General features: G+C 72.9%; 9 protein-coding genes. 6 read left to right on the top strand and 3 right to left on the bottom strand.

Annotation, left to right across the window (positions count from 1 at the left end):
• Positions 1–562 precede the first annotated feature (562 nt).
• Together OG352_RS19170 and OG352_RS19175 are read left to right on the top strand one after the other, a co-directional pair.
• A complete protein-coding gene (locus tag OG352_RS19170; protein WP_329218437.1) occupies positions 563–4,153 on the top strand; it encodes an ALF repeat-containing protein in 3,591 nt (1,196 codons plus the stop codon).
• Between the two features lie 8 nt (positions 4,154–4,161).
• Complete coding sequence (locus tag OG352_RS19175) at positions 4,162–4,485, top strand: hypothetical protein (protein ID WP_329218438.1); 324 nt, start codon at positions 4,162–4,164, stop codon at positions 4,483–4,485.
• 66 nt (positions 4,486–4,551) lie between these two features.
• Here OG352_RS19175 and OG352_RS19180 read toward each other — a convergent pair whose 3' ends face one another.
• Positions 4,552–7,755, bottom strand: a complete 3,204-nt coding sequence (locus OG352_RS19180) for a sacsin N-terminal ATP-binding-like domain-containing protein (RefSeq protein WP_329218439.1) — start codon at positions 7,753–7,755, stop codon at positions 4,552–4,554.
• 282 nt (positions 7,756–8,037) lie between these two features.
• Positions 8,038–8,964 carry a DUF3027 domain-containing protein gene (locus tag OG352_RS19185; protein WP_329218441.1) on the bottom strand — a complete coding sequence of 309 codons (927 nt, stop codon included), beginning with the start codon at positions 8,962–8,964 and terminating at the stop codon, positions 8,038–8,040.
• A gap of 398 nt (positions 8,965–9,362) precedes the next feature.
• Here OG352_RS19185 and OG352_RS19190 point away from each other — a divergent pair, with 398 nt between their 5' ends.
• From OG352_RS19190 to OG352_RS19205, 4 genes are all read left to right on the top strand, one after another.
• Positions 9,363–10,796 carry an MFS transporter gene (locus tag OG352_RS19190; protein ID WP_329218443.1) on the top strand — a complete coding sequence of 478 codons (1,434 nt, stop codon included), beginning with the start codon at positions 9,363–9,365 and terminating at the stop codon, positions 10,794–10,796.
• Positions 10,797–10,943: 147 nt separating this feature from the next.
• Positions 10,944–11,456 carry a DUF2771 domain-containing protein gene (locus OG352_RS19195; RefSeq protein WP_329218445.1) on the top strand — a complete coding sequence of 171 codons (513 nt, stop codon included), beginning with the start codon at positions 10,944–10,946 and terminating at the stop codon, positions 11,454–11,456.
• Positions 11,457–11,479: 23 nt separating this feature from the next.
• Positions 11,480–12,196 (top strand): futalosine hydrolase, encoded by a 717-nt coding sequence (locus tag OG352_RS19200; RefSeq protein WP_443072301.1) that lies wholly within the window; start codon positions 11,480–11,482, stop codon positions 12,194–12,196.
• Positions 12,183–13,061, top strand: a complete 879-nt coding sequence (locus OG352_RS19205) for a 1,4-dihydroxy-6-naphthoate synthase (RefSeq protein WP_329218448.1) — start codon at positions 12,183–12,185, stop codon at positions 13,059–13,061. Before OG352_RS19200 ends, OG352_RS19205 begins: the two co-directional genes overlap by 14 nt.
• A gap of 30 nt (positions 13,062–13,091) precedes the next feature.
• On the opposite strand, the gene OG352_RS19210 is transcribed toward OG352_RS19205, so the two are convergent.
• On the bottom strand, positions 13,092–13,475 hold the full coding sequence (locus OG352_RS19210; protein ID WP_329218450.1) for a cold-shock protein: 384 nt from the start codon (positions 13,473–13,475) through the stop codon (positions 13,092–13,094).
• Positions 13,476–13,651 lie beyond the last annotated feature (176 nt).

Consider the following 13,651-nt stretch of genomic DNA (forward strand, 5'->3'; position numbering starts at 1 on the left):
ATACTGGCGAGAGTAACACCTACGCCCACAGTTATGGAAAGAATTATATTTCGGACACGAAAAGGCACCGAAGAGTCCCTTCCGGCGCGGCTCGTCGCAGCGTGAGACCCCGCCAGGATGTTTTGGAAAGTGGACATGCGTGGACCACGACCGTCCATGGTCGCCAGACATGCCCTGTTCAGCCGGGTGCACGCACGCAGCCGACCCTCGTTCAACCCCCCGAAGACACGAGTGAAGACATGAGCCCCGGTGGTGAATCGGCTGGTCAGGCCGGGCAGCCACCAAAGCAAAGTGTCGGCATAGCTTATGCATAGCCCTGACCAACGTCAACACCATTTATCGGCGACCTGGCCGACCCCCACTGCGCGTTCCGGAACATCCATATTGCCCGATATCTACATCTCTAAATATTTCCCCCGCACCGCCGAAAGTGAGGGCTATGCTTACCCGTCGACCATTCGGTGGCTCGCTTTTCGGAGGTCGCCGCCGGTTAGCAGACAGGTACCCAGTGAATCGAAGAAATGACCAGCTCGATACCGCCGGGAACAGGAAAACGACACGCTTGATACGCAGAACGGCACTGAGTCTGCTGCCACTGGCCCTCGCCGTCGGCCTGCTGGGCGCACCGCCCGCAGCGGCGGCGGGTTCGGCGGCCGCCGCTCGTCCCGCAGCCGCGTCGACGGTCACCCCCGCCGACCGCGGCCGGATCGTCGACTACTGGCGGGAGGGAGGCCCCGGCGTCAGGGCAGCCGCCGAGGCGGCGCTGACGGGGAGCGACGCCGACGTACAGACGTTCCTGGAGGCCGCGGAGAACCTGGTCTTCCAGGACGAGCGGGTGACCGCCGCGCAGATCGCGAGCGTCGGCGGTCCCGAGCTGCTGGCTGCGGCCCGCAAGGCCCTCGCCGGCACCCGGGAGGAGCTGGAGACCTTCGTCAACTGGGGCTGGGAAGCCCCGATGGAGCAGGACAACCGGGTCCGAGTCGCCCAGATCATCGACGCCGCCGGGCCCAATGTGCAGGAGGCCGGACGGACCGCGCTGAAGGGCACGGCAGACGACGTACGGACGTTCCTCGCCAAGGTGCAGTACGCCCAGCGCGAGCAGGACGAGCGGGTGCAGCTCGCCCAGATCATCGGCGTGGGCGGGACCAACGTACGAGCCGCCGGGCGCATCGCGCTGAACGGCGGCGCGGCGGACATCCGGGAGTTCCTGGAGGTCGGCCAGTTCGTCGCCCGCGCCAAGGACCAGGAGCACGCCACCGTCGCCCAGCTCGCCGAACAGGCGAAGGAGGCTGGACGGCAGGCGGCCGTCCAGACCGCGGCAGCCAAGGCCGAGTCCGCCAAGGCGGTGCAGGCCTCGCTGCTCGCCAAGGAGGCCGCGCTGGAGGCCGCGGCGGAGGCCAAGGCCGCCAAGGACGACACCGACAAGGCCGGGCGAGCCGCCAAGCGGGCCGCCACCGCGGCCTCCCAGGCCGCCGGCGCCGCACAGCGGGCGATCGACGCGGCCAGCGCCGCGAACAACTCGGCGCGCGTGGCGGCCAACGCGGCCTCCCAGGCCGCCGCGGCCGCGGCCGGTGCCGCCCAGGCCGCCTCCCGTGCCCGCAACGCCGCGGCCGACGCCGCCGTCGACGCCAAGAACGCGGACGCCGCGAAGGTCGCCGCTGAAGCCGCGCAGAAGGCCGCCGATGGCGCCGACCTGGCCGCCGACGCCGCCGACCAGGCGGCCAAGGCGGCCGACGCGGCGGGCGACGCCGCCCACGCGGCGGCGAGCGCGAGCACCAATGCCACCGCGGCCGCCGACGCCGCCTACGAGGCCGGCGGCTACGCGGGCCAGTCGAGCAGCGCCGCAGCCGAGGCACGCGCCGCCGCGGCGGCTGCCAAGAGCCAGGCGGCCGAGGCCAATCGTGCCGCGACCGCCGCCGAAGGGCTGGCCCGCAAGGCCGGTACGGCGGCGCGCGAGGCCCGGGACGCCGCCAGATCGGCGGCCACGCACGCGAGGAACGCCGGCGCCGCCGCTCTGGACGCGGCCAAGCACGCGGGCGAGTCGGCGAAGGCCGCGACCAGGTCCACCGAGCACGCGAACGCGGCCACCACGGCGGCGAACGCGGCCACCGACGCCGTGACCAAGGCACAGCAGATCTTCGCCCTGGCCCGTGAGGTCGAGACAGCGGAACTGCTCGGCCGCACCAACGCGGGCATCGAACTGGCCAAGCAGGACAAGGCCGAAGCCGACGCCCGCGACGAGGAGCGGACCACGCGGGCGAAGGCCGCGAAGGACCGGGACGCCGAGCGGGACCGGTTGGTGACCGAGGCCGGCGGGGCGGGGGCCGATCTCGCGGACGTCGCCGACCGCGGCCGTAATCTGGCCGTCCTGGTGATGAGGAACGGCACGGCATGGGGCCGTGCCGCGGCCGAGGCCGCCCTGGCCGGCCCCGACGAGGTGGTCGTCGACTACCTGCACAACGGCTGGACGACGGCGAGGCAGCAGGACGAGCGCTCCTACGTCGAGCGGCTCGCCGAGGAGAGCGCGGACAAGGCGGTGCGCGACGCCGCCGAGACCGCGCTGGACGGCGACGCGGCCACCGTCGCGGAGTTCGTCGCCAACGGGCAGTACCAGGCCGGCGCCCAGGGCATGCGCGTCGCCATCGCGCAGGTCCTCGACGGTGCCGGACCCGTCCTCACCGAGACCGGCCGGACCGCCCTCGCCACGGGCGACCCGAAGAAGTACAGCGAGTTCCTGGTCACGACCCAGCACCACGCGCGCACCCAGGACGAGCGGGTCAGGGCGGCGCAGCTGATCGACGCCGGCGCCCCCGAGGTGAAGTCGGCGGCGCGGATCGCCCTGGCGGGTTCGCCGCAGGCACTGCACGCCTTCGTCGTCTCCGGGCAGTACAAGGCGCTGCGCAAGGACTACCTGTCCGCCACCCACGTGGCCCAGGTGCAGAAGCTGATCGCGGACGCGGCGAAGGTCGCGGCCACGGCCCAGGAGAACGCTGCGACCGCGCAGAAGGTCGCCGCCACCGCGCGCAAGGCGGCCGCCGAGGCCACCGAGTGGTCGAAGAAGGCGAGCGCGTCCGCGACCAAGGCGCAGGGGTACGCCAAGCAGGCCGCCCAGTACGCCAAGGACGCCGAGGCGTCGGCGGCACAGGCCGCGGCCTCCGCGAAGACGGCCCGAGACGCGGCGAACCGCGCGAACGCCGACGCGGCCGGCGCGGCGAAGTCGGCGGCCGACGCCACGCTCTCCGCCGAGTCGGCCCAGGCCTCCGCGTCCACCGCGGCCTACCACGCCGAGGAGGCGCGCAAGTCGGCCGTGGAGGCGGGCAAGGACGCGACAGCCGCGGTCAAGGCGGCCACGGAGGCGTTCACGGCCGCGGTCACCAAGTACCGGGAAGAGGAGGAGAAACGGCGTAAGGCCGCAGTCGAGGCCAAGGAGCAGGCGGAGAACGGGCCGAGCGCGGCCGAACAGTACCGCTGCCAGCAGGGGTACATCCCGTGCGACCCGGAGGACTTCGCCCGCTGGTGCCAGCACCAGGAGACCTACTGCGACATCCTCGCGCACGGCCAGGAGTTCGGCGACGCGATGGAGGAGCTCTGGAACGTCGAGAAGGAGCTGCTGGGCATCAGCGAGTTCGAGTCCTGCCTCCGGAAGCAGGACTTCGACAGCTGCAAGGGCCTCGCCGTGGACGCCTTCCTCGGCGGCAAGCTCAAGGCTTTGGAGCGGGTCTACGACGAACTGAAGCTGCTGAAGCGCGGCTGCAAGATCATCGACAAAGCGCCGCTGCGGACGGCCGCATCCGCCCGCTCGTCGTCCGTACAGACGGCGCTGGCCACGCGGTCCGGGGGCGTGCCGTGCGGGGAGCACAAGGTCCCAGGTCTGCCCAGGCCCACGAGTAAGATCCCGGACAGTTCCGACTGCCGTGCATGCGCCGAACGGATCCAGAAGAGCCTCGGTGGCGGTGAGATCAAGGTGATCAAGCCCAAGCCGCCCTTCCCAGGCCTCGGCAACTACCGCGATCAGGACTCCTTCTGGGGAGAACACATCGTCCTGGTGTTCAACGGTCGCGTCTACGACGGTTTCACACCGAAGGCCGGCGAGACCATCGCCGAGTACAAGGACAAGTGGCTCTACAAAGAAGACATCAACTTTGGATTCTGAGGCAGACCATGACTGACAGAGAACTGATCGAGAAGATCCGCGACCGGCCCGGGATGTTCGGTCTGGACGGCTCGTACTACCCGACGGCGATGTTCCTCACTGGGCTCGACCTGGGCACCTCGGGGAGGGTGCTGGACGGGTTCCGCGAGTGGCTTCTCATCCGCAAGGGTGAGGAGAGCAGCTACATGTGGATCCCACTCGTCCTAGAGGACGCCTTCCCCGGAACCGGTATCCGGCACTGGAAAACCCTGACAGAGAGCCAGCAGCAGCTGGCAGTCGACCACTTGTTCGCTCTCCTGGTCGCGTTCCTGACCGAGCGGGAGGCCGACTAGCCGGAACCCAACGAGACAGACGGCCGTTCCGCCGGATTTCCCTCCGGTGGAACGGCCGTTTCGTGTTCAGTCGAACCAACGGTCCCGCGCCAGTTCGCCCGTGCGGGACGGGTCCTCCAGCAGTGCGGCCACCTCGAAGCGGCGGGGCCACTGGCGGGTCGCCCAGGCGAGGCCGGCGGCGACGCCCTCCAGGGTGGCGGCGTGCAGGACGCCGTCGGCCGTGAGGCGCCAGTCGATCTCCACGCCGTCCACGACGAGCTCCTCGTGTTCGGTGTACGACGCCGGCGTGCGCGGGCCGAGCAGCGCCCGCACCGACTCCGGTACGTCGTGCTCGGCGCCCTCGGAGTCGACGCCCCCCGTGACGGACTCGCTGAGCCGCCGCACCTGGAACAGTTCGGCCAGTTCGGCGGCGCGGGAGGGCCGTACGGGCAGCAGCGGGACGCCCTCCGTGAAGGGGAGGAGGTCGGGTGAGTCGACGACGACGGCGTCGGCGGCGTCCACGACCTCGACCCGGCCGTCGACGACGGCCCGCAGGTCGTCCGGGAGGGTCACCTGCTCGGGGTCCAGTTCGGCCAACGCGCTGTAGAGGCCGTGCAGTTGGGCGGAGGAGACGGGGCGGTCCGGGTCGGCCAGGCGGTCCAGGAGTTCGGCCGCGCCGCCCGGCTCGTCGAGGAGGGCCGCCACGGACGTCCGTACGCCCAGTGCGCGCAGGACCTGCTCGTCGTCGAACCCGGTGGCGTCGGCCTCGTCGTACAGGCCGTGCAGGAGCGGGTCGCCGCCGGCGGCCAGCAGGCCGGCCGGGCGCCGGCCGTCGAGCACCGGGTTTCCGCGCAACCACCAGGCGGTGTAGGGCCGTACGGTCTCGTGGGTGCCGTCCGGGAGGAGGATGCGGACGGGCTGGGTGAGGGCGTCGCGCAGCGGCGGCCGGGCGAGCAGGGCGAGGGCCTGCGGCCAGCGGTCCTCGTCGACGAGGTCGAGGTCGCGGACGGCGACCAGTTCGGTGGCGACGGGCGGTACGGGCGAGTCGGGGAAGCGGTCGAGGATGTCCTCGCACCACACGTCCACCGCGTCCAGCAGTCCCGCGTCGTCCGGTTCGGCGAAGTCGCCTTCGCGCGGCTCGAGTTCGTCCGGGTCGAGGACGACGTCGGCGGCTCGCACGAGCGCGAAGTTCGCGAGCACCCCGCAGGCGGCGAGGGGCCGTTCGCCCCACTTGTCCGCCAACTCGGCGTCGACGAAGGCGAGTTCGTCCTCGCGGATGACGGAGGCGAACGGGCTGCCGGGGAGGACGAGTTCACCGGCGGGGACGAGTTCGCCGTCTTCGTCGGGCAGGGCGAGGGCGCCGAGCCAGGGTTCGTCGCCGGGCTCCAGACCGGCGTCCCGGACGAGGGCGAGGACCGTGTCGGCGAGTTCCTCGGCGTCCGGGGTGTCCTGGTCGTCCCAGGCGCCGCGGTCGTCGTCCAGGGACGCGGCGACGGCGGCCCGCACCTGCGGGGTGGTCAGGACGGCGCGGGGCGTGGCGGGCAGGGCGCCGAGCTTCTCCAGGAGGGGGTGCGCGGCGTCCTGGTGGGCGACCTTGAGGCCGAGGCGGGCGAGGGACTCGGAGGCGGCGGCCCAGGTGTCGTCGGGGGTGGGGCCGTCGGCGAGCGGCAGCAGCACCTGGCGCGGGCCGATGGTCGTCCGGCCTCCCCCAGTGCCGAAAGCCTGGGAGGTGCCCCCAGCGAGGGGCACCGGCAGCCCCGAGAGCCGGTCGGGGTCGACGCCGGCGAGGCTGTCGTAGAGCCGGTACCACCAGTCCGGGTCCTTCTCCAGGCCGGCCAGCCGGTCGATCGCGTCGGCGAGCGGGATCCGGGCGACGCCCAGCGTGCGCAGCTCGACCCGCCGTTCCAGCCCGGCGGGGAGGAGCGTCGGCAGGACCTCCGCCAGCACCCGCACGGTGTCGGCGCCGGCGCCCTCGACGACCTCGGCGTCCCGGGGCCGCAGGGCCTCCGGGAACTCGACGACGTCGTCGCCGTCGCTCTCGGCGGCCGGCCGGACGGCGGGCGGCAGGAAGGCGGTGCGCGGCAGCCGTTCGAGGACGGCCTGCCGAAGGGCCCCGTCCAGCTCGCCCTTGCCCAGCGGCCCGGGCACGAGATCGATGATCCCGGCGCCCACCGGCCGCCAGCCGGCGAGGAGTTCGGCGTACAGGTCCGCCGCGCGCAGCACCAGATGGTCGGTCAGCGGGCCGGGGGCGGCGTGCCGGCGGGTGGTGTCGAGCGGGAAGGAGGCGATGAGCAGGGCGGGCACGCCGAGGGGCTCGTCGCTGGGGGTGGGGGCGTGGACGACGGGAGTGGTCCGGGGCCGGGCGGGCGCCCCGTCCTCGTCGACCGGCACGGCCCAGGTGACCGACCAGTGGGGCCGCAGCCGCTCCTCCACCGGCCGGTCGGCCAGCAGCTCGGCGGCGAGGGAGCCGTGCGCGGCGGCGACCCGCCACCGCGTGTTCCCGTCCCGCGTGTCTTCGACGACCGTGAGGGCCGCGTCGGCGGAGTCGGCGGACCGGCGCAGCACGCGGGGCGCGTCGTCGCCGACCTCGATGACGACCTCCGCCAGCCCCGGGAGGGCGAGCAGCAGGGCGTCGTCGACGGCGGTGAGGAGGCGTTCGGCGAGGTCGGCGGCGGCGGTGTCGCGCAGGGGCAGGATGACGGCGGTGTCGTACGGGTCGGGCGCGGTGCCCTGGGCGGCGAAGGGCAGCCGGAGCAGCGGCACATGCCCGTCCCGCCGCCGGACCTCGTCACCGAGGCCCGGGCTGTGCCGGGCGGTGTCGGAGGCGAGCGAGCGGGCCTCGGCCAGGTCCCACCGGACACCCCCGTACCGTCCGACGACGGCGGGCTCGTCGGTCACGGCGAGGACGGCGGCGAAGCCGACGCCGAACCGTCCGACGGCCACCTCCGACTGCCGGGCCTCGCGCTTGGCGGAGGCGCGGAGGGTGGCGAGGGACTCGACGCCGGCCGCGTCCAGGGGCGCGCCGGTGTTGGCGGCGACGAGGACGCCGTCCCGCAGGGTGAGCCGCAGCCGCCCCGGCACTCCGGCGCGGGCCGCGGCGTCGGCGGCGTTCTGAGCGAGCTCGACGACGAGCCGGTCCCGGTACCCGCCGAGGACGAGGTCCTCCTCGGCGTTGGCGTCCTCCCGGAAACGGGCGGGACTCGTGGCCCAGGCGTCCAGCACTCCGCGACGCAGGCGGGCCGTGCCGAAGGGGTCCGCGCCCTCGGGTGCCGGCCGCACGAACTTGCTCACGTACGTTCACTCTCCTCATCGGCGTGGGCACGAAGGTACCGCGAGGCGGAGTGACGGCAGAACGGGACGGCTGCGGGGCGGTCACGGGGGCCGGTCCGGACACCGGGCCGACCCCACATCACAATCACACAACGACTACGGGCCGACCCGGCCACCGGACGGCTGCCGACGACTTCCGGACGGCTACCTGACCACTTCCGGACAGCTACCGGACCACTTCCGGACGGCTACCTGACCACTTCCGGACAGCTACCGGACCACTTCCGGACGGCTTCCGGACGGCTACGAGTGCCCCAGTTCGGCCGTGTCCTCGTCCGCCGCCGTCGGCACGGACCCGGAATCCGGGGCCGGGCGCAGCGGGAACGGGTCCACGCGGGTCTCGTCGACCACCGGCGGCGCGGGCCGCGGCGGCGTCGGCATGACCGCCGCCTCCGAGTGCCCCCCGCAGCCGTAGGACAGGGAGACGACGCGGCCGTCCGCCGGGGAGAACTCGTTGGCGCAGACGCCGAAGGCCTGCCCGAGGGAGCCACCGATGGGGGTAAGGAAACCGCAGCTCACACAGGGTGCGGGGGCCGCCTGGGCCATGGGCGTCGCGGGGCCGAAGCCCTCCTCCCAGCGGTCCGCGGCGATGTGCAGGCCGTACCGGGACAGGACCCGGGCCCGGCGCATCCCGAGCTCCTCCGCCACCGCGGCGATCGTCCCCCGCACCGGCGTCGTGGGCAGCTTCGCCGGCGCGGCCGGGGTCACCTCGGCGTCCTCCGCCTCCACCAGCGCCGCCATCTCCGCGGAGACGGGCGAGTTCGGCAGCGGCTCGTCCACACCGGTGAAGCCCGGCTCCAGCCGGAGATCCTCGGCGTCCGTGGGCAGGAGGTCGCCGGGGCCCATGTCGCCGGGCCGCAGCCGCTCGCTCCACGGGACCCACTCGGGGGCCAGCACCGCGTCCGGGCCGGGCAGCAGGACGACCTCGTCCAGGGTGACGACCTTGGCGCGGGACGCCCGGGCCACCGTCACCGCCCAGCGCCAGCCCCGGTAGCCGAGCTCCTTGCAGCCGAAGTAGTGGGTGACCACCCGGTCGCCCTCGGAGAGCATCCCTGCATGCTCACCGACCACACCGGGGGCGGCTGCCTCCTCGGCTGCGGTACGGGCGAGGTCGACGGCCTCGGCGCACAGGCGGTCGGGGGTGCGGCTTCGCGTGGTCGCTGCGCTCACAGGTATCGCTTCTCTCCTACGCCGTCTCTCGGTGCGCCTGCCTGAAGGCGGCGGGTGCGGACGGAGCGGACCAAAGGGCCGCGTCGACGTCCGCGCCCGATCGCGCTCGGGCGCACCTGCTGTCATCCATTCTGCGGGATGGCCGGGAGGCGCGCGGCCGAGAACGATCGCCACGGCGCGCTACGCACGCTACCTGCTCCCGGACGTTCGTCCTACACCGACAGGACGTTTCCCACCACCGGAAGCCACCGTAAGCCTCCGGACACCGACCGCGACAGCCGCCTGAACGCCCTCCGGCCGGGCGCCCCGTCACCGGTCGCCCGGCCGGACCGCACGATCACACGGCCATACGCGCGGTAACCCCACCACATACCGCGTTCTCGGGGCACTATGACGGAGTGGCAGCCGCGAGGACACCCCAGGGCGCCACCGGGATCGGTGCGACGAAGGGGAACAAGGGGAGGAGCCGGGTGAGCGGTTCGGGCCGGATGAGCGGGTCCGTCCGCGCGGTCGGCCGTGCCCTGCACCGCCCGTTCACCGGCACCGCCCGCGGCATCCGCAAGGCCACGCACGCGCACGGCGCCGGCGAGTCCGGTCTCGGCAAGCTGATCGAGCTGCACGGGGTGAACGGCGCCGGCGACGTCATGATCACCGTCGCGCTCGCCTCCACCGTCTTCTTCTCCGTGCCGACCGACGAGGCCCGCGGGCGCGTCGCCCTCTACCTCGCCATCACCATGGCCCCCTTCACCGTCCTCGCCCCCGTGATCGGCCCCCTCCTCGACCGGCTCCCGCACGGCCGGCGCGCCGCGATGGCCGGGGCCATGGCCGCCCGGGCCGTCCTCGCGCTCGTCCTGTCGGGCGCGGTCGCCACCGGCAGCATCGAGATGTATCCGGCCGCGCTCGGCGTGCTCGTCTCCTCCAAGGCGTACGGGGTCGTCAGAAGCGCCGTCGTGCCCCGGCTGCTGCCGCCCGGCTTCTCCCTGGTCAAGGCCAATTCGCGGGTCACCCTCGGCGGCCTCCTGGCCACCGGCGTCGCCGCGCCCGTGGGCGCCGGGCTCCAGTCCCTCGGGCCGCGCTATCCGCTCTACGGCGCCTTCGTGATCTTCGTGGCCGGGACGTTCCTGTCGTTCACGCTGCCCCGCAAGGTGGACTCCGCCAAGGGCGAGGACGTCGCGCTGCTCGCCGCCGACGAGCAGCACCTGCACGGCCCGCACCTCAAGGAGGTGAAGCGGCCGGGCCTGAGGACGGTCGGCATCGCCGTCACGCACGCGCTGGGCGCCAACGCGTCGCTGCGCTGGCTGTCCGGGTTCCTGACCTTCTTCCTGGCGTTCCTGCTGCGCGAGCACCCGCTGACCGGGCAGAGCGCGACGCTGTCGCTGGGCATGGTGGCCGTGTCGGCGGGCGTGGGCAACGCGCTGGGGACGGCGGTGGGGGCGTGGCTGCGCTCCAGGGCCCCGGAGCTGATCATCGTGGCGGTCGTCGCCGTCGTCCTGGGCGCGGTGCTCGTCGCCGCCGTCTTCTTCGGCGCGTTCCTGGTGGCCTGCCTGGCGGCGATCGCCGGGTTCTCGCAGGCGCTCGCCAAGCTGTCCCTGGACGCGCTGATCCAGCGGGACGTGCCGGAACTGGTGCGCACCTCGGCGTTCGCCCGCTCGGAGACGATCCTCCAGGTGTGCTGGGTGTTCGGCGGCGCGGTCGGTATCGTCATGCCGCTGAACGGCACGCTGGGCCTGTCGGTGGCCGCCGCGGTGGTCGCCCTGGGCTGGCTGACGACGGTCCGCGGCCTGCTGTCCTCGGTACGGCACGGGGGCGGCGCGAAACCCCGGGTGGCGTGAGCGCGGCGTGGCGTGAGCACGGCGTGGCTCTGCGGGCACCGCGTGGCGTGAGCGCGGCGTGGCGGCGCGGGCACCGCACGGCGTAATACACGGCCACGCCGCACCCCACGTAAAGAGACGGCTGGACGTGCCCGATAGCCTTCCGCCATGACCATGATGCCCCGCGGCGGAGCCGCTGATGTACTCGGCGTTCGGCGACGCCGCCGCGCCGTCGCCGCCGCCGGCGCCGTATCCGCCGGACTGCTCGTCCTGTCGGCCTGCGACAAGCCGACGCCCATGTCCACGATCACCGTCGGCCGCGCCTCGATCAGCTCCCAGGCGACCTGCGGCGGCGAGGGCGACACCCTGCAGGCCGCGGCGCTGACCAAGTGCCTCGCCGACAAGGACATCAAGTCCATCAGCGTCGACCCGGACGAGACCGTCCGCTTCGGCGTCGACCCCGACGTGGCCGACAAGCGCTGGACGATCCTCATGAACGGCCAGCCGCTCACCGAGGACAGCGACAAGACGTACCGGACGATCCCGGGCAGCGTCTTCTTCAACGCCCAGTACGGCGCCCAGGGCAACTCCACGCTCGTCACCATCAAGGCGGGCGACGGCAAGAAGGCGAGCCAGTCGGCGACCGGCCTGTGGTCCTTCAAGCTCAAGAAGGACGACTGACCACGTCCCGCGCACGCGTCCTCGTGGCCACCGCGGTCCCCGCCGAACGGGACGCGGTGGCACGGGCGTTGCCGGAGCCCGGCGGGTACACCCCGCCGCGAACTGTGACAGTCCGGCTACCAGGTGTCACCTTTCTCCGCTACGAGGCCTACGACCTCCTCGCCGCCGGAGTCGGCCCGGCCCCGGCCGCCGCCTCCGTCTCCGCCGCCCTCACCGCAGCCGCGCTGCAGGGCGCCCCGTACTCCCTAGTCGTCTCGACGGGCATCGCCGGCGGATTCCTTCCCGCCGCCCCCGTCGGCTCGCTGGTCGTCGCCGACGAGATCACCGCCGCCGACCTGGGCGCCGAGACCGCCGACGGCTTCCTTCCGGTCACCGAGCTGGGCTTCGGCACCGTCACCCACCGTCCGCCCGAGTCCCTCGTACGAGAGGCCGCGGCCGTCACCGGTGCCCGTACCGGCGTCGTCCTGACCGTCTCGACGGTCACCGGCACCGCCGCCCGGGCCGCCGCCCTGCGCGCCCGCCACCCGCGGGCCCTCGCCGAGGCGATGGAGGGCTTCGGGGTCGCCGAGGCGGCCGCCGCGCACGGCGTGCCCGTGCTGGAGATCCGCGCGGTCTCCAACCCCGTCGGCCCGCGCGACCGCGCCGCCTGGCGCATCGGCGAGGCACTGTCCGCCCTGACGACGGCCTTCGGGAAGCTCGCACCCGTCCTGGAGAGTTGGACCCCACATGACCACCAGTGAACCGGCATCGACACCGGCATCCGCATCCGCGTTGCGGATCGCGTACTCGCCCTGCCCGAACGACACGTTCGTCTTCGACGCCCTCGCGCACGGCCGGGTGCCGGGCGCGCCCGCGCTCGACGTGACGTTCGCGGACATCGACCTCACCAACGGCATGGCGGAGCGCGGTGAGTCGGACGTGCTGAAGGTGTCGTACGCCGTTCTGCCGTACGTCCTCGACACGTACGCGCTGCTGCCCTGCGGGGGTGCGCTGGGCCGGGGCTGCGGCCCGCTGGTGCTGACGCGGGAGGCCGGGACGGACCTCACCGGCCGCACGGTCGCCGTGCCGAGCGAGCGGTCGACGGCGTACCTGCTGTTCCGTCTCTGGGCGGCGGACACGGTGCCGGGGGGCGTCGGCGAGATCGTCGTCATGCCGTTCCACGAGATCATGCCGGCCGTGCGGGACGGCAAGGTCGACGCGGGCCTGGTCATCCACGAGGCCCGCTTCACGTACCGCAACTACGGCCTGCACAAGCTCGCGGACATGGGCGAGCACTGGGAGTCCACGACCGGCCTCCCGATCCCGCTCGGCGCGATCATCGCCAAACGCTCCCTGGGGACCGGGACGTTGACCCTCCTGGCCGACGCGATCCGCACGTCGGTGCGCGCCGCCTGGGACGCCCCCGAGGTGTCCCGCCCGTACGTCATGGCGCACGCCCAGGAAATGGACCCGGCCGTCGCCGACCAGCACATCGGCCTGTACGTCAACGAGTTCACGGCCGACCTCGGCGAGGACGGCTATGCGGCGGTACGCGGACTGCTCACCCGCGCGGCGGCCGAGGGGCTGCTGCCGCCCCTCGGCCCGGGTGCGCTCGATTTCCCGTAAAACGGTTGATGCGTGGGTGACTTACCCGGTTCAGACGTCCAACTGGTCGGCGACCGCGCGCAGTAGACCGGCGATCTGCTTGCCGGAGGTCTTCTCGGGGTAACGGCCCCTTTCGAGCATCGGCGTGATGTTCTCGAGAAGGGTCGTCAGATCCTGGACGATGGAGGCCAGTTCGTCGGGCTTCTTGCGCTGCGCCGCGGCGACCGAGGGGGTCGGGTCGAGAACGATGACGGAGAGCGCCTGGTCGCCGCGCTGTCCGGCGACGACGCCGAACTCCACTCGCTGGCCCGGCTTCAGTGCCTCGACTCCGGCGGGCAGGACCGAGGAATGTACGAAGACGTCACCGCCGTCGTCGCGGGAGAGAAAGCCGAAGCCCTTCTCGCTGTTGAACCACTTGACCTTGCCAGTCGGCAAAGCACACACTCCCTCGATCGGTCCCGGACGCTCCCGGACGCCGGTTGAACTGCCGTCATGACAGCCTACCGGGGGTCTCTCCAACCCAACACGCCTTAAAACGAGACCGAGCCCCTGCCTGTCAGCCATGGCCACCCCTGAAGTGTGTGCAGCTCCCGGACTCTCCACTCGGCGGC

The sequence above is a fragment of the Streptomyces sp. NBC_01485 genome, assembly GCF_036227125.1.
Taxonomy (GTDB): Bacteria; Actinomycetota; Actinomycetes; order Streptomycetales; family Streptomycetaceae; genus Streptomyces.